This is a genomic window from Streptomyces paradoxus, from assembly GCF_014202475.1.
In the GTDB taxonomy this organism is placed as follows: domain Bacteria; phylum Actinomycetota; class Actinomycetes; order Streptomycetales; family Streptomycetaceae; genus Streptomyces; species Streptomyces paradoxus.
The window spans coordinates 597,584-615,328 of sequence record NZ_JACHGV010000002.1 but is presented as its reverse complement, the minus strand read 5'-3'; the positions used below and the strand labels follow the sequence as shown (position 1 = coordinate 615,328).

Below are 17,745 nucleotides of genomic sequence, written 5' to 3'. Positions count from 1 at the left end.
CGGCTAGCCCACCTTGCCGGCGAGGTCGTCCGCCAGCCCGTCCAGGACGGACTTGGCGCCCTGGCCGCCGTAGATCTCCTGGAGGGCCGCCGCCCAGCTGGTCGTCGCGTCGAAGAACTGCGCCTGCGGGGTGAACTGGATCTTCGTCTGGTCGACGACCGTCTCGAAGGTCTCCAGGAAGCCCGGCAGATGCCGCATCTTGTCCTTGTACGAGGCGTCGTCGGCGACGGACTTGCGCACCGGGTCGATGTGGTTGTGCGTGATCGCGCTCTTGCGCAGGTGCTCCTTGCCCGTCGCCCATTGCAGGAACAGCCAACTGGCGCTCTTCTTCTTGCTCTTGGCGTTCATCCCGAGCGACCAGATCCACATGTTGGTGGCGAGCGACCCGCCAGGCCCCTTCGGCCCCGGGTGGAAGGCGATCTTCCCGGAGGCGGGGCTGGCGCCCTTCACCGCCTGGAAGTAGGCGGCCGTGTCGGCGTCGAACAGCATCCCGGCTTTCTTCGCTCCCAGGTCGCTGGAGCACTGGTACCAGGTGTACGACGTCCAGGACGGCGGTCCGCCCCGCTTGACCATCCGGGCCCAGTCCTCGGTGAAGGCGACGGCCTCCGGGCTGTTCATGGCGGGGGTGAGCTTCCCGCCGTCGACCGTGAAGTCCTTCAGCCCGTTACGGGCGTACATGGTCATGAAGCCCGGGTGGATGGTGGCCCAGCTCCGCGACCCGCGTACGGCGATCCCGTACATGCCGTCGAAGCCCGCGCCCGGCGCCTTCCGCTTGATGGTCGCGGCGAGTTCGGTCAGCTCGTCGAACGTCTCCGCCGGTTTCACGCCGAGCTTGCGGAACACCTCGGTGTTGTAGGCGACGACGTTGGTCTCCCAGCCCCACGGCAGCGCGTACTGCCCGCCCTGGCCGAGCGGCGCGCCCGCCTTCAGGGACCACTGGTCGGCCTGGAGCAGGTTCGGGAAGAAGTCCGCCTGGTCCCATTCGGCGCCCGTGGCGGAGGAGTTGCGCATCCAGGGCCCGAGGTCCTCCAGCCAGCCCGGCGGCCCGTACTGCCACACCATGTACGCGCCGAGCATGAAGACGTCGTAGGAGGCCCGTCCGCTGGACAGGTCCACGGTGAGCTTGTCGAAGTAGTTGTCCTCGGGGAAGACGTCGTACTCGACCTTGATGCCGGTCTTCGCGGTGAAGGACTTCAGGTCGGCGATGAGGGCGTCCGTGTACGGGTGCTTGTTGAGGAGCGCCTTGACGGTGGTGCCCTTCTCCCGCTTCCAGTCGAAGGAACCGGTGACGTCGTCCGCGGCGGAGCCGTCGCTCTTGTCGTCGTTCCCGCCGAAACCGGCGCCGCAGGCCGTGAGGAGCGGGGCGGCGGCCGCCCCGGCGGCGAGGGCGAGGAAGCGCCGGCGGTCGTGCACGTGCGTGTCCATCCGTACCTCCGCGTGGAGCCTGGTTAACACGTCGAGTCGACTCGTTAACAGAGGGTGGAACGGCTGAAGTTGGGCGTCAATCCCTCGCGCACGGGAAAATATCGGGGCACAGTGAGAAGTTCACAGATCCGGCTGCGACGGCGTGGGAGGTTCCGGATGGTGAACGACGGTGCGGGCGAGGGTGCGGGCTGGCTGGGCGTCGACCTGGGCACGCAGAGCGTCCGCGTGCTGCTCGTCACCGCCGACGGCACGGTCCTCGGCAGCGGCTCGGCCCCGCTCACGGGGCGGCGGGACGGGGTGCGGCACGAGCAGGACCCGCTGCGGTGGTGGGCGGCGCTGTGCGAGGCGTCGCGGGCGGCCCTCGGCTCCGCGCCGCCCGGTCTGCCGGTCGGCGGACTCGCGGTGTGCGGCACGTCCGGCACGGTCCTGCTCACGGACGGCTCGGGCCGCCCGGTCAGCCCCGCGCTGATGTACGACGACGGGCGGGCGAAGGCGCAGGCCGCGCGGGCGCGGGAGGCGGGGCTCGCGGTCCAGGACACCTGGGCGCTGCCGAAGGCGCTGTGGCTGCTGGGGGAGTACGGCGGCACCTCGCTGCGCCTGACGCACCAGCCCGACCTGGTCGTCGGCCGGCTCACGGGCGAGCCGCCGCTCGCCGATTCCAGCCATGCCCTGAAGACGGGCTACGACCTGGCGGGCGACCGCTGGCCGGAGGCCGCCCTGGCCCGGCTGGGCCTGCCCGACGGTCTGTTGCCGGGGGTGGTCCGCCCGGGGACGCGCCTCGGCGAGGTCTGCCCGGCCGCCGCCGACGCCACCGGCATCCCCGCCGGCACACCGGTGCTCGCCGGGATGACCGACGGCTGCGCGGCCCAGATCGCGTCGGGCGCACTGCGGCCCGGCTCCTGGAACTCCGTGCTCGGCACCACGCTCGTGCTGAAGGGCGCCGCCCGCGACCCGGTCCACGACCCCGACGGAGTGGTCTACAACCACCGTGCCCCGGACGGCACCTGGCTGCCCGGCGGGGCGTCGAGCGTCGGGGCCGGGGCGCTCGCGGCGCACTTCCCGGGGGCCGACCCGTCCGGGATGGACGCACCGGCCAGGGCGTACGAGCCGTCCAACGCGGTCGCCTACCCCCTCGTCTCGCCGGGGGAGCGGTTCCCCTTCCGGGCACCGGAGGCGACCCCGTTCGTCCTGGGCGACCCCGTGGAGGACGCCGACCTGTGGGCGGCGCTCCTCCAGGGAGTCGGCTACGCCGAGCGGCTGTGCCTGGACTACCTGCACCATCTCGGCGCACCCCTCGACGGCCCCCTCACCTTCACGGGCGGCGGTGCCCGCAGCCCGTACTGGAACCAGCTGCGCGCCGACATCCTGGGCCGCCCGGCCCGGGTCCCCCGGCAGACCGAACCGGCCCTGGGCATGGCGGCACTGGCCGTCTACGGGGCGTCGGAGGCCGGGGCCCTCGCGGACGTCGCCGAACGCATGGTGCGCGTCCGGACCGTCGTCGACCCCCGCCCCGGCCGCACCGCGGTCTTCGCCGAGCCGTACGCGCGTCTGGTCGACGCCCTGCGGGACCGCGGCTGGCTGCCCGGCCCGGTCGCCGCGCACGCACACAGCCGCCTGAGCCGGGATACTTCCGCGTCATGAGTACGACCCTTCTGCTGGTCCGCCACGGACAGACCGTCTGGCACGCCGAGAACCGCTACGCCGGCATCAGCGACATCGACCTCACCGACACCGGCCGCGTCCAGGCCGAGGCCCTCGGCCGGTGGGCAGCCGCCCATCCCGTCGACGCGATCTGGACGTCCCCGCTGTCCCGCGCCGTCGCCACCGCCGAGCCCGCCTGCCGCGCCCTCGGCCTCACCGCCCAGAGCGAACCCCACCTGCGCGAATGCGACTTCGGTGTGCTGGAGGGCCGGACGCTCGCCGAGTTCGAGGCCGAGGACCCGGAGTGGGCCGCGGCCTACCGGGCCGACCCGGTGGAGCACTCCTTCCCGGGCGCCGAGGACCCGCGTGCGGCGGCGGCCCGCGGCGTGCGCGCCCTCAGGGGCATCGCCGCCGCCCACCCCGGCGAACGCGTCCTGGTCGTCGCCCACAACACCCTGCTGCGGCTGGTGCTGTGCACGTTGCTGTCGATCCCGGTGAGCGAGTACCGCAGAGTGCTCCCGCGGTTGCGGAACGCGGCCATCAGCGAACTGCGCGTGAACCCCGACGGTTCCGCCGCACTCCTCTCACTCAATGTGCCGTGCGAGGCCGATGTGCCGTAGCACTATGGGCACATGACGCAGATCGACACGTCGGTGCCGCACTCGGCCCGGATCTGGAACTACTGGCTGGGCGGCAAGGACAACTACCCGGTGGACGAGGCGGCCGGTGACGCGTACACCGCCGTCTTCCCCGGCATCGTCACCATCGCCCGCAGCAGCCGCGCCTTCCTCGGCCGCAGCATCCGCTACCTCGTCCAGGAGGCCGGCGTACGGCAGTTCCTCGACGTCGGCACCGGCCTGCCGACCGTCGACAACACCCACGAGGTCGCCCAGCGCCTCGCCCCCGAGGCGCGGATCGTCTACGTCGACAACGACCCGCTGGTCCTCGCCCACGCCCGCGCCCTGCTCACCTCCACCCCCGAGGGCGCCACGGCGTACGAGCCCATCAACCTCCACGAGCCCGAGCGGATCATCGAGGCCGCGGGGAAGACCCTCGACCTCACCCGGCCCACGGCCCTGATCCTCAGCGGCATCCTGGGGCACGTGGCCGACTACGAGCAGGCCCGTGACCTGGTCCGCCGCCTCATGGCTCCACTGCCGTCCGGCAGCCACCTCTCCCTCAACGAGGGCTCCCGCGGCACGGACCCGGCCTACGAGCAGGCGCAGGACGCCTACAACGAGACCGGCGCGGTCCCGTACTTCCTGCGGCCGGTCGAGCAGATCGAGGCGTTCTTCGAGGGCCTGGAGCTGGTGGAGCCGGGCGTGGTCTCGGTGCCGCTGTGGCGCCCCGAGCCGGGCGCGCAGGCCGAGCCGATCGGCCAGCACGGCGGCGTGGGCCGCAAGCCGTAGCGCGCACCACGGGAAACCCCCGCGAGTCATGTCCTCGCGGGGGTTTCCTTCTTTCCGCCTGCCGGTCGTGAAGGGTGAGAAGACGATCACGAGGCAGGACGCTTCACGGACTCAGGGCGCCAGCAGCAGCACATCCGCGCGGGACTTGGCCGCCTGGTAACGGCGGGCCACGTCCTGCCAGTTGACGACCTGCCACATCGCCTCGATGAAGTCGACCTTCTGGTTGCGGTACTGGAGGTAGAAGGCGTGCTCCCAGGCGTCGAAGACGAGGATCGGGGTGGCGCCCTGGCCGACGTTGCCCTGGTGGTCGTAGACCTGCTCCACGATCAGCCGCCCGCTCAGCGGCTCGTACGCGAGCACGCCCCAGCCGGAGCCCTGCGTGGTCGCGGAGGCCTTGGACAGCTGCGCCTTGAAGTTCGCGAAGGACCCGAAGGACTCGGTGATCGCGTCCGCGAGCTCACCCACCCCGTCCTGCGCCAGCGGCTCGCCACCGCCGCCGTCCTTCGGACCGGTCATGTTCTGCCAGTAGATGCTGTGCAGGATGTGCCCGGAGAGATGGAAGGCCAGGTTCTTCTCCAGCCCGTTGATCGACCCCCACGTCTCCTTGTCCCGCGCCTCGGCAAGCTGCTCCAGCGTGTCGTTGGCGCCCTTCACATAGGCGGCGTGGTGCTTGTCGTGATGCAGCTCGATGATCTCGGGGCTGATCACGGGGGCGAGCGCGGAGTAGTCGTAGGGCAGTTCAGGCAACGTGTAGACGGGCATGGGCGGGATCCCCTCCGGACCTTATTGCAACAAGCTTGCAGATACACGCTAACAGCAAGAAGAGGGCCGAGCGGGGCGGACGCGCGGAACGGCGGTGCGCGCCCGGCGGAGCGCGACCTACTATCGGTCCTCGTAGGGAAAGGGGGCGGCCATGGGGCCCGAGATCGCCGAACTCGCCAGAACCGCGGGAACGACGATGGTGACGCTGATGGTCGGCCAGACCTGGGAGTCGGCCCGTGAGGGCCTCGTCTCCCTCTGGCAGCGCTTCCAGCCCGACCGCGCGGAGGCCGTCGACGGCGAACTGGAGGCCACCCGCGAGGACCTCCTGCTCGCCCGGCGAACCGGCGACGCCGACACCGAGTCCGAACTCACCGCCGAGTGGCAGGCGAGGGTCCGCCGGCTCCTGGTCGCCCGGCCCGAGGTGGCCGACGAACTGCGCAGGATCCTCGCGGAATTGAACCCCCAGCCCCCGGAGGCACAGTCCGTGGTGGACGTCCGGCTGCGCGCCGAGGTCTCCGGCAGCGGCCGGGTCTACCAGGCCGGACGCGACCAGCACATCACCGAGCGATGAGCGAACTCGGCGCCCGGGCCTCGGGACAGGGGCGGATCTTCCAGACCTCCGGCGACCAGTACATCGAGGAACACCACCATCACTACGGGGCCGGTGCGGGCGGCCCGCTGTTCGGGCGGGAGGCCGCGGCCCTGGCGGGTGCCGGGCCGACCGCTCCCGACTCCGTACGGATGCCGCTGGTCGGCCGGGCGCCGGGCATCCTGCGCGACCGTGAGCAACTCCGCGAGAGGCTCGGCGCGGCCGTCGCCGGACCCGGCGGTGAGGTGCACGTCGTGCACGGCATGGGCGGCTGCGGCAAGACCGCGCTGGCCTACTGGCTGTTCACCGAGGCGGTGCGCGCACACGGGCGCGTCGGCTTCTGGGTCAACGCGTCCGAGCTGATGTCCCTGCGCGCCGGGATGCTGGCGGTCGCCGGGGACCGGGGTGCGGGGGCGGATGAGCTCGCCGCCGCGGCAGCGGGCCGGCGCGCTGCCGCCGACCTCGTCTGGCACTACCTCGACCACTCCGGCGCCCCGTGGCTCCTCGTCCTCGACAACGCCGACGACCCGACGGTTCTGGAAGGCGGTGCCTGGCTCCGGGCCAGCGGTCGCGGCACGGTTCTGGTCACGACCCGCCACGCCACGTCGCCGCTGTGGCGGAGACCGGGCGTCCACCGGCACCCCCTGGGCGTCCTGCCGTTGGAGGAGGCGGCCCAGGTGCTGTGCGATCTCGCGCCGGACGCGGGCGACCTGGCATCGGCACGGAAGGTCGCCGAGCGCCTGGGCCGTCTGCCGCTCGCCCTCACGCTCGCCGGCTCCCATCTTTCCCACCAACTCCTGGAGTCGTGGTCCATGGACGAGTACGACCGCAAGCTCGGCGAGGAGTCGACGGTGATCGTCGACAGGGGAGCGGCCGGGCACGGCGGCAGCCAGTCACGCCAACTGGTGGGCCGCACCTGGCAGCTGTCGCTGGACGCCCTGGCGGGGCAGGGGCTTCCCGAGGCGACGACACTGCTGCGGTTGCTGTCGTTCCTGGCCGCGGATCCGGTGCCCTTGAGCGTGCTGGTGCCGGTGGCGCGGGGAGAGGTGACCCCCGACGGGCTCGAACCCGCCCTTCGCCCCGAGCAGTTGGAGCCGGCGCTGAAGGGGCTGATCGACCACTCGCTGGCCGAACTGGTCACCGTGGACGGGGTGCGCTGCGTACGGGCCCACGGGGTGCTGCTCGACAGCGTCGCCGGGGGAGTGCCCGAGGACCGGCGGGCGATCGTGGCACGGGCCGCGGCCTCACTCCTGGAGGCCGCCCTGCCCGGCGAGGGCTCCGACTCCCCCGCGACGCGGAGCCGGCTCGCGCTGCTGGCACCGCACGTGACGAGGCTGCTCACGGCGGCCGCTGACGAACGGACCGCGGCCCTCGGGGTCCGGGTCCTGCGGCAGGTCTACGAGTCGGGGGACTACGCGGCGGCACTGGTGCTCGCGCCCACGGTCGTCGCAGCGGCCCGGGGCGTCCTGGGCGCCGAGCACCGGCTGGTCCTGGAGGCCGAGCACCTCCAGGGCACGGCGTTGTTCCGGATGGGGCGGTTCGCCGAATCGGAGGAGCTGCACCGTCGGGTGCTGGAACGCCGGGAGGCTCTGCTCGGGGCCGACGACGTGGACACGCTGCACAGTTGCGCAGCGCTGTCCCAGTCGCTCGATCTGCTCGACCGGGACGAGGAGGCCGAGAGCTGGGGCAGGCGGGCGCTGGACGGCTACCGGCGGACGCTGGGGGAGGACAGCCCGGAGGCGTTGTTCATCTGGTGCGGGCTGATCGAGATCCTGCCCCAGCTCGGCAAGGAGCGGGAGCTCGCGGAGGAGGGGCCGGCGCTCGTCGGGGCCTGCGAGCGTGCCCTGGGCCCGGACCATCCCACGACGGTGCTGGCCCGGCACGACTACGCCGGCGGCCTGTTCGAGTTCGGCCGCCACGAGGAGGCCGAACCCATGGCCCGCCAGGTGCTGGCCGACCGGCTCCGGCTCCAGGGCCCGGACCATCCCCTCACCCTGTCGGCCACCTCCCTCACCGCCCGGATCACCCATGCCCTGGGCAGGACCGACGAGGCCATCAGGATGATGAAGGAGCTGTCCGAACACCGGGCACGGGTGCTCGGAGAGGAGCACCCGTTCGCCGCCCATGACCGGGCCTGGGTCGCCACCTGGCAGGCCGAGGCCCGGGGCTGATCAGTCCTCGGCCCTGGCCCGCGTCCGCTGCCAGGCGTACCCGACCGCCGCCAGGACCAGGATCATCCCGCCCGTCGAGTACAGCTGCACCCGCGTGTCCGGCTCGCGGGCCATCAGGACGAAGACCGCGGCCATGCCGGCCAGGGCGACCCAGGTCAGCCAGGGGAACGCCCACATACGCACGGCCAGCTTCTCCGGGGACTCACGCTCCAGGCGGCGGCGCAGCCGCAGTTGCGAGACGGCGATGAAGATCCAGACGGCCAGGATCACCGCGCCGATCATGTTCAGCAGCCAGGCGAAGACGTCGTCGGGCCGCCAGTAGCTCAGCAGCACGCACAGGAAGCCGAAGACCGAGGACGCCAGCACGGCGATCCGCGGCACCCCGCCCGAGACCCGGCCAAGACCCTTCGGGCCCTGGCCGCGCTCCACCAGCGAGTACGCGATGCGCGAGGCGCCGTAGATGTTGGCGTTCATCGCCGACAGCAGGGCGACCAGCACGACCACGTTCATCAGCTGGCCGGCGCCCGGGATGCCGAGCTCGTCGAGGGCGGCGACGTACGGGCCCTTCTCGACGACCTCCTTGGAGTCCCAGGGGACGAGCGTGACGATGACGGCCATCGAGCCGATGTAGAACAGCGCGATGCGCCACATCGCCGTGCGGACCGCGCTCGCGACGCCCTGGACGGGGTTCTCCGACTCGGCCGCCGCGATGGTGACCGTCTCCAGGCCGCCGTAGGCGAAGACCGAGGCGAGCAGGCCGATGACCAGGCCCTCGCTGCCGTTCGGCAGGAAGTCCGTGAGGTGACTCGCGCCCGGCGAGTCCGTGCCGGGCAGGATCCCGAGGATCGCCAGGACACCCAGCACCAGGAACAGGGTGATCGCGCCGACCTTCAGCGCCGCGAACCAGAACTCGAACTCGCCGAAGTTCTTCACGGCCGCGAGGTTCGTGGCGCAGAAGACGACCATGAACAGCGCCACCCACGCCCACTCCGGCGTACCCGGCAGCCAGCCGCTGACGATCTTCGCGGCGCCGATGCCCTCCAGGCCGACGGCCGTGCAGAGCAGCACCCAGAAGGACCAGCCGGCGGTGAATCCGGCCCAGGGGCCGATCGCCCGCTCGGCGTGCGCCGAGAACGACCCCGACGACGGATACGCGGCCGACATCTCGCCGAGCATCCGCATCACCAGCATCACGAGGACACCGGAGAGGGCGTAGGCGACCACGATCGACGGACCGGCGGCGGCGATACCGGCACCGGAGCCGACGAACAGACCGGCTCCGATCACCCCGCCGAGCGCGATCATCGACAGGTGGCGCTGCTTCAGGCCGTGGGAGAGGGAGACGCCGTCCGTGCCGGTCGGCGTCTGGGTGGTGCTGCTGGGCATGGGCGCGGCTCGTCCAATGCGTGAGGGGCGTACGAGGGCAAAAACGCCGCCAGTCTCGGATGCCTCTCCGTCGTGACGGAGAGGCATCCCAGCATGCGGACAGTCACGTAGCTCAGTGTGACTACGCGGCGACCGGCGTGTAGTGCGAGGCGTCGCCCTCGATGACGTAGCTCTCCTTGCCCTCGATGCCCACGGGGATGTCCCCGGCCACCGTCACCCGGTGCAGGCGGCGGGGCAGGCCGTCGTAGTTGTCGACGGCGTAGTGCTGGGTGATGCGGTTGTCGAACAGGACGAGCTGGTTCGGCGACCAACGGTGGCGCAGGACGTTCTCCGGCCGGGTGACGTACGCCTGGAGCAGGTCGAGGATCTTGCGGGACTCGCCGGCGGACAGGCCCACGATCCGCTGGGCGAAGCCGCCGATGAACAGGCCTCGCTCCCCGGTGAGCGGGTGGACGCGGACCACCGGGTGGACCGTGCGGTACTTGATCGAGGTGAACTGGGCGCGCCGGGCGGACTGCTCCTCGTCGACGTCCTCCTCCGGGACGGCGTAGTCGTAGTCGTTGGTGTGCTCGGCCCACAGCGTGTCGGCGAGGCCGCGCAGCGACTCGGGCAGGTTGCGGTAGGCGGCGGCCGAGCTGGCGATCAGCGTCTCGCCGCCGTAGGGCGGGACGGTGATGCTGCGCAGGCTGGTGGCCTGCGGCGGGTTGAGGACGAAGGTGACGTCGGTGTGCCAGTGGTTGGCGGCCCGGCCGCCCTCGCTGTCGACGGGCAGCACGTTCGGGGCGCCGTCGACGGCCGACACCGTCGGATGGGCGGTGGTGATGTCGCCGAAGTGGCGGACGAAGGCCTGCTGGCCCGCGTCGTCCAGGCCCTCCGCGTCGAAGACCAGGGCCTTGTGGGCGTTGAGCGCCTCACGCAGGGCGGTGGAGGTCTCCTCGTCGAGGGGCCGGGTGATGTCGACGCCCTCGACGCGGGCGCCGATGTTCGCGGTGACCTTGTGGATCTGAATGCTCATGGCGGAGTTCCTCTCAGACGAGTGCGGGGGCGATGACGTGCTGGTTGGCGGGGCGCGGCAGGCCGTACCGCTCCCGCAGGGTGCGGCGGGGACTGCCGTACTCGGTGCGGAGCAGGCCGCGGGCGCGCAGGATCGGGACGACGTGGTCGACGAAGGCCTCCAGGCCGGACGGCAGCAGGGCGGGCATGATGTTGAAGCCGTCGGCCGCGCCCGACTCGAACCAGAGCTGGATCGTGTCGGCGACCTGCTCGGGCGTTCCGGCGAAGGTGAGGTGCCCGCGGCCTCCGCCCAGCCGCCCGATGAGCTGCCGCACGGTGAGCCGCTCGCGCCGGGCCAGCTCGACGATCAGCGTGTAGCGGCTCTTGGCGCCCTCGATGGCGCTCTCCGGCGGCAGATCGGCCGGCAGCGGGCCGTCCAGCTCCAGGGTGCCCGGGTCCAGGTGCAGCAGCCGCTCCAGGTGGTTCACTCCGTGCGTGTGCACGATGTGCTCCTCCAGGACCCGCTCGTGCGCCCGCGCCTCGGCCTCCGTGGAGCCGATCACCGGGACGATGCCCGGCAGCACCTTGATGTGGTCGGCGTCCCGGCCCGCCGCGACCGTCCGGGACTTGAGGTCGGTGTAGAAGGCCCGCGCGTCCTCGACGGTCTGCTGGGCGGTGAACACCGCCTCCGCGTACCGTGCGGCGAATCGCTTGCCGTCCTCGGAGGAACCGGCCTGCACGAGGAGCGGATAACCCTGGGGCGAGCGGGGCACGTTGAGCGCGCCTTCAACGCTGAAGTAGCGGCCCCGGTGCCGGGGCGGGTGGATCTTCGCGTCGTCGCCCCACACGCCCGCCGCCTTGTCGGCGACGATCGTGTCGTCCTCCCAGCTGTCCCACAGCTTCAGCGCCACGTCGAGGAACTCGGCGGCCCGCGCGTACCGTTCGGCGTGCGCCGGCTCGGCGTCCAGACCGAAGTTCCGGGCGGCCTCGGCACCGGCGGTCGTGACGATGTTCCAGCCCGCCCGGCCGCCGCTGATGTGGTCCAGCGTGGCGAACTTGCGGGCCAGGTTGTACGGCGAGTTGTACGAGGTGGAGGCCGTGGCGATCAGGCCGATGTGCTCCGTCGCCGTCGCCAGCGCCGTCAGCAGCGTGATCGGCTCCAGCGCCCCGGCGGGCCGCTGGCCCACACTGCTCCACAGCTGCGGGCCGTCGGCGAGGAACAGCGAGTCGAAGGTGCCCCGCTCGGCGATCCGGGCGAGCCGTACGTAGTGGGCCAGGTCGACACTCGCGTACGGGTCGCTCTCCGGCAGTCGCCACGACGCCTCGTGGTGGCCGGTGTTCATCAGGAACGCGTTGAGGTGCAGCTGTCTGCGGGTCATCGGTGGTCCTCCGTGACACCGAGCGCGGCCAGCAGCCGCTCCCGGTATTCGCCGAGCAGGGGGTCGCGGTACGACCGCGGGTGCGCGCGGTCGATGGTGAGGTCGAGGCCGATGCGGCCCTTCTCCAGGACGAGCACCCGGTCGGCGAGCACGATCGCCTCGTCCACGTCGTGGGTGACCAGCAGCACCGAGGGCCGGTGGCGCTCCCACAGCTCCCGCAGCAGGCCGTGCATCCGGATCCGGGTCAGCGCGTCCAGCGCCCCGAACGGCTCGTCGGCCAGCAGCAGTTCCGGCTCCGTTACGAGCGACCGGGCCAGGGCGGCGCGCTGGGCCTCGCCGCCGGACAGCTGGCCCGGCCACGCTCGCTCGCGGCCCTTCAGCCCCACCTCTTCCAGGGCTTCACGGCCCTTGCGCCCGGCGTCCTTGCCCTCCGCGCCGAGCAGCACGTTGTCGAGGACCCGCCGCCAGGGCAGCAGCCGGGAGTCCTGGAAGACCACCGACACCCGCTCGGGCGCGGTGAGCTGCCCGCTTCCCGCGACGCCGTGGTCGAGTCCGGCGATCGCCCGCAGCAGGGTGCTCTTACCGGAGCCGCTGTGCCCGAGCAGGGCCGTCAGCTGCCCGGCGGGCAGATCGAGGTCGATGCCGTCGAGGACCGTGCGCCCCTCGAACGACCGGGTCAGGCCGCGCAGCCGGACGGCGGGACGGGTCAGCTGCTCAGTGTGCGGCGCCATGACAGCACCCTCCGTTCGACGATACGGACCGCGCTGTCGGAGATGAGGCCGAAGACGCCGTAGACGACCAGGCCGACGAGGATGACGTCCGTCTGGCCGTAGTTCTGCGCCTGGAACATCATGTAGCCGAGGCCGCTGGTGGCGTTGATCTGCTCCAGCACCACCAGACCCAGCCAGGACCCGGTCACACCGAGCCGCAGTCCCACGAAGAAGCCGGGCAGCGCGCCGGGGATGACGACCTGCCGGATGAACTGGAGCTTGGACAGCCCCTGCACTTCGGCCAGTTCGACGAAACGGCTGTCGATGCCGGACAGCGCGGCGTGTGTGTTGAGGTAGATCGGGATGTAGACGACGATCGCGATGATGGCGATCTTGAAGGTCTCGCCGATGCCCAGCCACAGGATGAACAGCGGGATCAGACCCAGGGTGGGGATGGCCCGGTTGAGGTTGACCGTCCCGTCGATCAGCGCCTCCCCGGTCCGGGTCAGCCCGGACGCCAGCGCCAGCAGGATCCCCACGGTCAGACCGATCGAGAAGCCGGTGGCCGCGCGCTGCAGCGAGGTCAGGATGTCGTTCGGCAGCGTGCCCGCGCTCCACAGCCGGCTGCCCGTCTCCAGCACGGTCCAGGGGGCCGGGATCGCGCCCGCATCGAGCAGCCCGGCCGCGGAGGCGACGCTCCACAGGGCGAGGACGACGGCGGGCCCGACGAGCCGGGTGGCGGGCAGCCGCTTGCCGGGGGCCAGCCGCCGGCGCCGGCGCACCTGGTGCGTCCCCTCCACCGGGGCGAGCGCCGCGGGGGCCGTCGCGGTCGTGTGCGTCGTCGTGGTCACGGCGGTCACCTCCGGTACTCCGCGGGCACGGCCTTCGCCGCCAGCGGCTCGAAGCGGTGGTCGAAGAGCTCGGAGACGTCGAACTTCTTCACGAAGCCGCCCGCCGCGAGCAGATCGGCGGTCTCCTGCTCCCAGCGGATCGCCTCGTCCCAGCGGGGCGGGAACAGCGGCTTGTTGGCCAGTGCGGTGACCGCCTTCGCCTGGGCGAGGGTCAGGTTCTGCGTCCCGACGTAGAACCGCTCGTTCCACTCGTCGGGGTGCTCGTACGTCCACACCTGGCTCTTCGCCCAGTACGGCACGTAGGCGGCGACGGCGGCGGCCTTCGCCCGGTCGTTCAGCACCGACACCGGCGCCCACAACAGGTTCAGCAGGTCCACCACGTCCGTGGTGATGGTGCGGGCGGACTTGTACTGCGTCAGATAAGCGGGCGCCTGGGTATTGGCGAGCGGGGCGATGTCCACCTGCCCGGACTGCAGGGCGGTGAGGAACTGGTTGCTGGTCAGCGGCACCAGCTCCACGTCGTCGTACGCCAGCCCGGCCTTCTTCAGCGCCCGCAGCAGGACGACGCCCTGCGCCTGGCCCTGGGAGAAGGCGAGCCGCCTGCCCTTGAACCCGGCGACCGAACGGATGTCGCTGCCGGGCTTGGTGGCGAAGAGGTAGTTCGGCTTGCGGGTGATGTTGATCGCGACGATCTTCGCGTCGAAACCCTGGTAGTGCGCCTGGATCGGCGGAATCCCGGCGTTGTTGGCGACGTCCAGGGACTTCGCGCGGAAGGCGTTGATGACATCGGGGCCCGCGCCGATGTTCAGCCAGTTGGACACCTTGAACGGCAGATCGTCGAACCCGGCCAGCTGGAACTGGAGTTGCTGCGCGTTCTGGTACGAGGAGATCTTCAGGCTCGTCCCCGCCGGGACCTTGGAGGCCAGGGGAGCGTCGGACGCCGTCTCGCCGGCCGCGGCGCTGCTGTCCGCGCAGCCGCTCAGTCCGGCCGCCGCGGCCGTCACGCCGAGCAGTGAGGTGAGGAAAAGACGCCGGTCGAGACCGGGCAGGTGAGGAGAGGGCATGGGAGGACTCCCTGGGTATGGAAGGCGGCACCGCACGCGGAATTCCGGACAGGAAAAGCCGGGCAGGGGAATTCACGTGAATTTCACACGGGGAAGAAGAAGGCGCTCCGTGAACGGGCGCCTGGGCGCGTCAACGGGTCAGCAACAGAGAGTGCGACAGCTCGTGAGCGGGTTCATGAACAGGATGTTCCTGGTCAGCGGCCCGTCCTGTCAACATTCCGAGTTTCTGAATTAAATAGCGTCAGGTGACGCGGCCAGCGGATCCCGATAGAGGACGTCGAGCGCCACCGAACCACCCGCCACGGCAAGGACGGAATCCGGGAAACTGATCGGCGAGACGGTCGCGGCACGATCCGCTCCGACCTCTTCCCGCAGCGCGGCCAGACAGTCCGCACGGTGCATGACCCCGATCTCCGTCACGACCACCCGCTCGGGATTGAGCACATCGAGCAGCAGCCCGACCGCCCGCCCCACCCGCCGCGACCGCTCCCGCAGCAGCCGCACGGCCACCGGGTCGCCGCCCGCCGCGGCATCGACCACGTGCATCGGGTTCACCCCGTCGACGACCCCCGCCGCACGGGCCCGCCGGCACAGCGTCCGCTCGCTCAGCTCGGCCTGGAGGCAGCCCACCCGGCCGCAGTCGCAGGTCTCCGTGCCGCCCGGCACCGGCAGATGGGCGATCGCCCCCGCCTGGGAGCGCGGCCCGTGGTGCACCTCGTCATGGGTGGCGAACGCCGCGTCGACGACATTGCCCGCGAACAGGTGCAGCACACTGCGGCTGCCCCGCACCCGCCCGAACAGCCGCTCCGCGTTCACCAACGCCCGCGCGTGCCCGTCCACATGGACCGGCAGCCCGGTGCGCGCCCCGAGCACCTCCCGCACCGCCACCTCGCGCCAGCCCAGCAGCGGATGCTCCACGACGGTGCCCGAGTCCCGGTCCACCCAGCCGCCCGCCGCGAACCCGACCCCCAGCGCCCTGCTGCCGGGGACCCCGGCGAGCAGCGCCGCCAGCGCGTCGGCGGCCCGGGCCAGCACCTGCCCGGGCTCGGGCCCCTCGTGCTTCACCTCGCTGTGGGCCAGTACCCGCCCGCGCAGGTCCAGCAGCGCGACCGTGGTGTACGGCACCGCCACGTGCACCCCGCCCACCACGAACCGGGAGTCGTCCAGGTCGACCGGCAGGTGCGGCCGCCCCACACCCTTGGACCGCCGCAGCACGGCGGACTCCCGGATGAGGCCCAACTCGGCGAACCGGGCGCAGTAGTCGGTGACCGACGCGGGCGACAGGCCGGTCAGCCGGGCGATGGTGCTGCGCGCGACCGGCCCGTGCTCCAGCACGGACCGCAGGACGACGCTCGCGCTGGTGCGGCGCCGGTCGCTGTCGGCGACACGGGGGATGGGGGACGTCAGAAGGGGAGCCGCGGTAGGGGGCATGGGAATCTTCCTGGAGGCCGGTCCGACACTGCGCCGTCTCGTTCGGCGAGCCGGATCCCTCCGCCCCGCCTCACACCGGGCGGCGACAGGTGGCCGTGCCCTGGCGTCGCAGGTCGACATAGCGACGCGACGAGAAGTACCGGGCCTGGGCAACCATGTTCGCGACGCTAGCAAAACGGCCCGGGGCTGCCCAGACGGCGACCGACGGGCGAGACGGCGGCACAGAGCCTTGGAATCCGTCTTTGGGGGAAACCTACAGACGCGTGCTGTCCCGTTCTCGTGGCGCATGGCACCCCATCACCGTGACCGGCATCACGCGGCACTGGCTGTAACCCGCACCCTTTGTACGAAGCCGACCAACGGCCGGTCCACGCCTTTGTGGACGGCTGACGGTGATCGGGCCGGGCACGCTGGGATAGCGTCACGATGTCCCACCGGCCCTCACCCTCGCGGAGTCCCCATGAGCACCGCTGCCGCAACACCCGCCCGCGCCGGGCAGGTCCTCGCCGACCTGCTCCCCTCCTCCCGAGTCCGGGACGCGGCCCTCGTGCTCGGCGGCGCCGCGCTCACCGGCCTCGCCGCCCAGATCTCCGTGCCCGTGCCTGGCTCCCCGGTGCCGGTGACGGGCCAGACCTTCGCCGCGCTGCTCGTCGGCACGTCCCTCGGCGCCGGCCGCGGCTTCCTCGCGCTCGCGCTGTACGCCCTCGCGGGCATCGCCGGTGTGCCGTGGTTCGCCGGCGCCTCCTCCGGTGTCGCGCCCTCCTTCGGCTACATCCTCGGCATGATCCTTGCCACCACCGTGGTCGGTGCCCTGGCCCGCCGCGGCGCCGACCGCTCGGTGCTGCGCATGGCCGGCACGATGCTGGTGGGCGAGGCGATCATCTACGCCATCGGCGTGCCCTACCTGGCCCTCGCCACCGGCATGTCCGCCACCGCCGCGATCGCGGCCGGCCTCACGCCGTTCCTCATCGGCGACGCGCTGAAGGCGGCGCTGGCGATGGGCGCCCTGCCGACGGCCTGGAAGTTCGCGAACAAGCGCTGACACCACAGGCGTTGCGGAGAGGCCCGCCGGGGGCGATGACCCCCCGGCGGGCCTCTCCGCGTTCCGCACGGCGCGACAGCGGCTGGTTCAGCCCTCCTGAACCCCCGGCCGACGCCGCTGCGACCACCACATTCCGGCCACGCCCGCCGCGAGCAGCGACGCCCCCGCCGCGCCCAGCGGCAGCAGGTCACGGGCCGGACCGGTCTTCGGCAGCTCCTTGCCGCCCGGGCCCGCCGGCTCGTTGTCGGTACCGAGCAGCAGGGGCGTGGCCGGGGCGTTCGGCGACGGGTTGCTCGTGCCGAACGGCACCGGGCCCTGCTGCCAGAAGGTCTTCTTCCCGTCGCCCGTCTGCACGGGCAGGCAGATCTTCCCGGTCTTGCCGAGGTCGAACGTCGCATCGACGGCGTACGACTTCGACTCACCGGCCGCGAGATTGTCGATCGGGCATGCGAATCCGCTGTTCGAACCCTCCGGAAGTCCGTTCTCGGGTATCGCCGAACATCCCTCGACGCCCTTGACGGCAAGGCCGTCGAATCCGACGACCAACAGCCTGATCTTCCCGCTGTCCTTGCTCCCCTCGTTCTTCACCGTGGCGGTAATCGCCGTCTTTTCCGAGTCGTTGTCGACCGAGATCTTCCCGGGCAGCAGCGTGGTGAGCTTCACGCCCGCCGGTGCCTCGTCAACCGCCTTTCCCCCCTTGCCGCTCGGCGGCCCTTCGTCCTCCGCCCCGGCTGTGCCGGAAAGGATCAACACCGCCGAAAAAGATGCCATGACCAGCGATCCCGCGACCGCTGTCGAACGACGAGAACTCATGTTCGTCCCCCTTGCGTCCCCCAGGGCTGCGCCTGAATTCGCAGCACTGAAAGAGGTACCACAAGATTTCACCGCACTA

General features: G+C 71.7%; 16 protein-coding genes. 6 read left to right on the top strand and 10 right to left on the bottom strand.

What is annotated here, in order from left to right; genetic code table 11:
• Positions 1 to 3: 3 nt before the first annotated feature.
• Complete coding sequence (locus HNR57_RS07695; protein WP_184558140.1) at positions 4 to 1,425, bottom strand: ABC transporter substrate-binding protein; 1,422 nt, start codon at positions 1,423 to 1,425, stop codon at positions 4 to 6.
• 156 nt (positions 1,426 to 1,581) lie between these two features.
• On the opposite strand from HNR57_RS07695, the gene HNR57_RS07690 reads away from it, so the two are divergent.
• The 3 genes from HNR57_RS07690 to HNR57_RS07680 are packed head-to-tail and all read left to right on the top strand — an operon-like array spanning position 1,582 to position 4,475.
• Positions 1,582 to 3,066: an FGGY-family carbohydrate kinase gene (locus tag HNR57_RS07690; protein ID WP_184558138.1), complete on the top strand. Its 1,485-nt coding sequence runs from the start codon at positions 1,582 to 1,584 to the stop codon at positions 3,064 to 3,066.
• Complete coding sequence (locus tag HNR57_RS07685; RefSeq protein ID WP_184558135.1) at positions 3,063 to 3,686, top strand: histidine phosphatase family protein; 624 nt, start codon at positions 3,063 to 3,065, stop codon at positions 3,684 to 3,686. Before HNR57_RS07690 ends, HNR57_RS07685 begins: the two co-directional genes overlap by 4 nt.
• Before the next feature lie 12 nt (positions 3,687 to 3,698).
• The gene (locus HNR57_RS07680) at positions 3,699 to 4,475 is read left to right on the top strand and encodes an SAM-dependent methyltransferase (RefSeq protein ID WP_184558132.1); all 777 of its coding nucleotides are present in this window, start codon (positions 3,699 to 3,701) and stop codon (positions 4,473 to 4,475) included.
• Between the two features lie 111 nt (positions 4,476 to 4,586).
• Here HNR57_RS07680 and HNR57_RS07675 read toward each other — a convergent pair whose 3' ends face one another.
• On the bottom strand, positions 4,587 to 5,237 hold the full coding sequence (locus HNR57_RS07675; protein ID WP_184558128.1) for a superoxide dismutase: 651 nt from the start codon (positions 5,235 to 5,237) through the stop codon (positions 4,587 to 4,589).
• 151 nt (positions 5,238 to 5,388) lie between these two features.
• Here HNR57_RS07675 and HNR57_RS39160 point away from each other — a divergent pair, with 151 nt between their 5' ends.
• Positions 5,389 to 5,808: a hypothetical protein gene (locus HNR57_RS39160; RefSeq protein ID WP_221342168.1), complete on the top strand. Its 420-nt coding sequence runs from the start codon at positions 5,389 to 5,391 to the stop codon at positions 5,806 to 5,808.
• Positions 5,805 to 7,997, top strand: a complete 2,193-nt coding sequence (locus tag HNR57_RS07670; protein WP_221342167.1) for a tetratricopeptide repeat protein — start codon at positions 5,805 to 5,807, stop codon at positions 7,995 to 7,997. The genes HNR57_RS39160 and HNR57_RS07670 overlap by 4 nt, the downstream gene beginning before the upstream one ends.
• Here the strand turns inward: HNR57_RS07670 and HNR57_RS07665 are convergent, their stop codons facing one another.
• The 7 genes from HNR57_RS07665 to HNR57_RS07635 all read right to left on the bottom strand — a co-directional run bounded on the left by HNR57_RS07665 (position 7,998) and on the right by HNR57_RS07635 (position 15,811).
• A complete protein-coding gene (locus HNR57_RS07665) occupies positions 7,998 to 9,383 on the bottom strand; it encodes an amino acid permease (RefSeq protein WP_184558123.1) in 1,386 nt (461 codons plus the stop codon). It lies immediately after the preceding gene.
• 121 nt (positions 9,384 to 9,504) lie between these two features.
• Positions 9,505 to 10,398, bottom strand: a complete 894-nt coding sequence (locus HNR57_RS07660) for a TauD/TfdA dioxygenase family protein (RefSeq protein ID WP_184558121.1) — start codon at positions 10,396 to 10,398, stop codon at positions 9,505 to 9,507.
• Between the two features lie 13 nt (positions 10,399 to 10,411).
• Positions 10,412 to 11,755 (bottom strand): LLM class flavin-dependent oxidoreductase, encoded by a 1,344-nt coding sequence (locus HNR57_RS07655; RefSeq protein WP_184558118.1) that lies wholly within the window; start codon positions 11,753 to 11,755, stop codon positions 10,412 to 10,414.
• Complete coding sequence (locus HNR57_RS07650; RefSeq protein ID WP_184558115.1) at positions 11,752 to 12,486, bottom strand: ABC transporter ATP-binding protein; 735 nt, start codon at positions 12,484 to 12,486, stop codon at positions 11,752 to 11,754. The genes HNR57_RS07655 and HNR57_RS07650 overlap by 4 nt, the downstream gene beginning before the upstream one ends.
• Positions 12,462 to 13,325: an ABC transporter permease gene (locus HNR57_RS07645; RefSeq protein WP_184558112.1), complete on the bottom strand. Its 864-nt coding sequence runs from the start codon at positions 13,323 to 13,325 to the stop codon at positions 12,462 to 12,464. The genes HNR57_RS07650 and HNR57_RS07645 overlap by 25 nt, the downstream gene beginning before the upstream one ends.
• Positions 13,322 to 14,380, bottom strand: coding sequence for an ABC transporter substrate-binding protein (locus HNR57_RS07640; protein ID WP_184558109.1), 1,059 nt, complete (start codon positions 14,378 to 14,380; stop codon positions 13,322 to 13,324). Before HNR57_RS07640 ends, HNR57_RS07645 begins: the two co-directional genes overlap by 4 nt.
• 231 nt (positions 14,381 to 14,611) lie before the next feature.
• A complete protein-coding gene (locus HNR57_RS07635) occupies positions 14,612 to 15,811 on the bottom strand; it encodes an ROK family protein (protein WP_184558106.1) in 1,200 nt (399 codons plus the stop codon).
• A gap of 460 nt (positions 15,812 to 16,271) precedes the next feature.
• Between HNR57_RS07635 and HNR57_RS07630 the strand changes: the two genes are divergently transcribed.
• Positions 16,272 to 16,853 carry a biotin transporter BioY gene (locus HNR57_RS07630; RefSeq protein ID WP_184558103.1) on the top strand — a complete coding sequence of 194 codons (582 nt, stop codon included), beginning with the start codon at positions 16,272 to 16,274 and terminating at the stop codon, positions 16,851 to 16,853.
• Between the two features lie 87 nt (positions 16,854 to 16,940).
• Here HNR57_RS07630 and HNR57_RS07625 read toward each other — a convergent pair whose 3' ends face one another.
• Positions 16,941 to 17,666: a hypothetical protein gene (locus HNR57_RS07625; RefSeq protein ID WP_184558100.1), complete on the bottom strand. Its 726-nt coding sequence runs from the start codon at positions 17,664 to 17,666 to the stop codon at positions 16,941 to 16,943.
• Positions 17,667 to 17,745: the final 79 nt, after the last annotated feature.

Bases quoted from the DNA above. Each gene is read 5' to 3' on its own strand.
- HNR57_RS07695 (WP_184558140.1), bottom strand. From the start codon at position 1,425: ATGGACACGCACGTGCACGACCGCCGGCGCTTCCTCGCCCTCGCCGCC.
- HNR57_RS07690 (WP_184558138.1), top strand. From the start codon at position 1,582: ATGGTGAACGACGGTGCGGGCGAGGGTGCGGGCTGGCTGGGCGTCGAC.
- HNR57_RS07685 (WP_184558135.1), top strand. From the start codon at position 3,063: ATGAGTACGACCCTTCTGCTGGTCCGCCACGGACAGACCGTCTGGCAC.
- HNR57_RS07680 (WP_184558132.1), top strand. From the start codon at position 3,699: ATGACGCAGATCGACACGTCGGTGCCGCACTCGGCCCGGATCTGGAAC.
- HNR57_RS07675 (WP_184558128.1), bottom strand. From the start codon at position 5,237: ATGCCCGTCTACACGTTGCCTGAACTGCCCTACGACTACTCCGCGCTC.
- HNR57_RS39160 (WP_221342168.1), top strand. From the start codon at position 5,389: ATGGGGCCCGAGATCGCCGAACTCGCCAGAACCGCGGGAACGACGATG.
- HNR57_RS07670 (WP_221342167.1), top strand. From the start codon at position 5,805: ATGAGCGAACTCGGCGCCCGGGCCTCGGGACAGGGGCGGATCTTCCAG.
- HNR57_RS07665 (WP_184558123.1), bottom strand. From the start codon at position 9,383: ATGCCCAGCAGCACCACCCAGACGCCGACCGGCACGGACGGCGTCTCC.
- HNR57_RS07660 (WP_184558121.1), bottom strand. From the start codon at position 10,398: ATGAGCATTCAGATCCACAAGGTCACCGCGAACATCGGCGCCCGCGTC.
- HNR57_RS07655 (WP_184558118.1), bottom strand. From the start codon at position 11,755: ATGACCCGCAGACAGCTGCACCTCAACGCGTTCCTGATGAACACCGGC.
- HNR57_RS07650 (WP_184558115.1), bottom strand. From the start codon at position 12,486: ATGGCGCCGCACACTGAGCAGCTGACCCGTCCCGCCGTCCGGCTGCGC.
- HNR57_RS07640 (WP_184558109.1), bottom strand. From the start codon at position 14,380: ATGCCCTCTCCTCACCTGCCCGGTCTCGACCGGCGTCTTTTCCTCACC.
- HNR57_RS07635 (WP_184558106.1), bottom strand. From the start codon at position 15,811: ATGCCCCCTACCGCGGCTCCCCTTCTGACGTCCCCCATCCCCCGTGTC.
- HNR57_RS07630 (WP_184558103.1), top strand. From the start codon at position 16,272: ATGAGCACCGCTGCCGCAACACCCGCCCGCGCCGGGCAGGTCCTCGCC.
- HNR57_RS07625 (WP_184558100.1), bottom strand. From the start codon at position 17,666: ATGAGTTCTCGTCGTTCGACAGCGGTCGCGGGATCGCTGGTCATGGCA.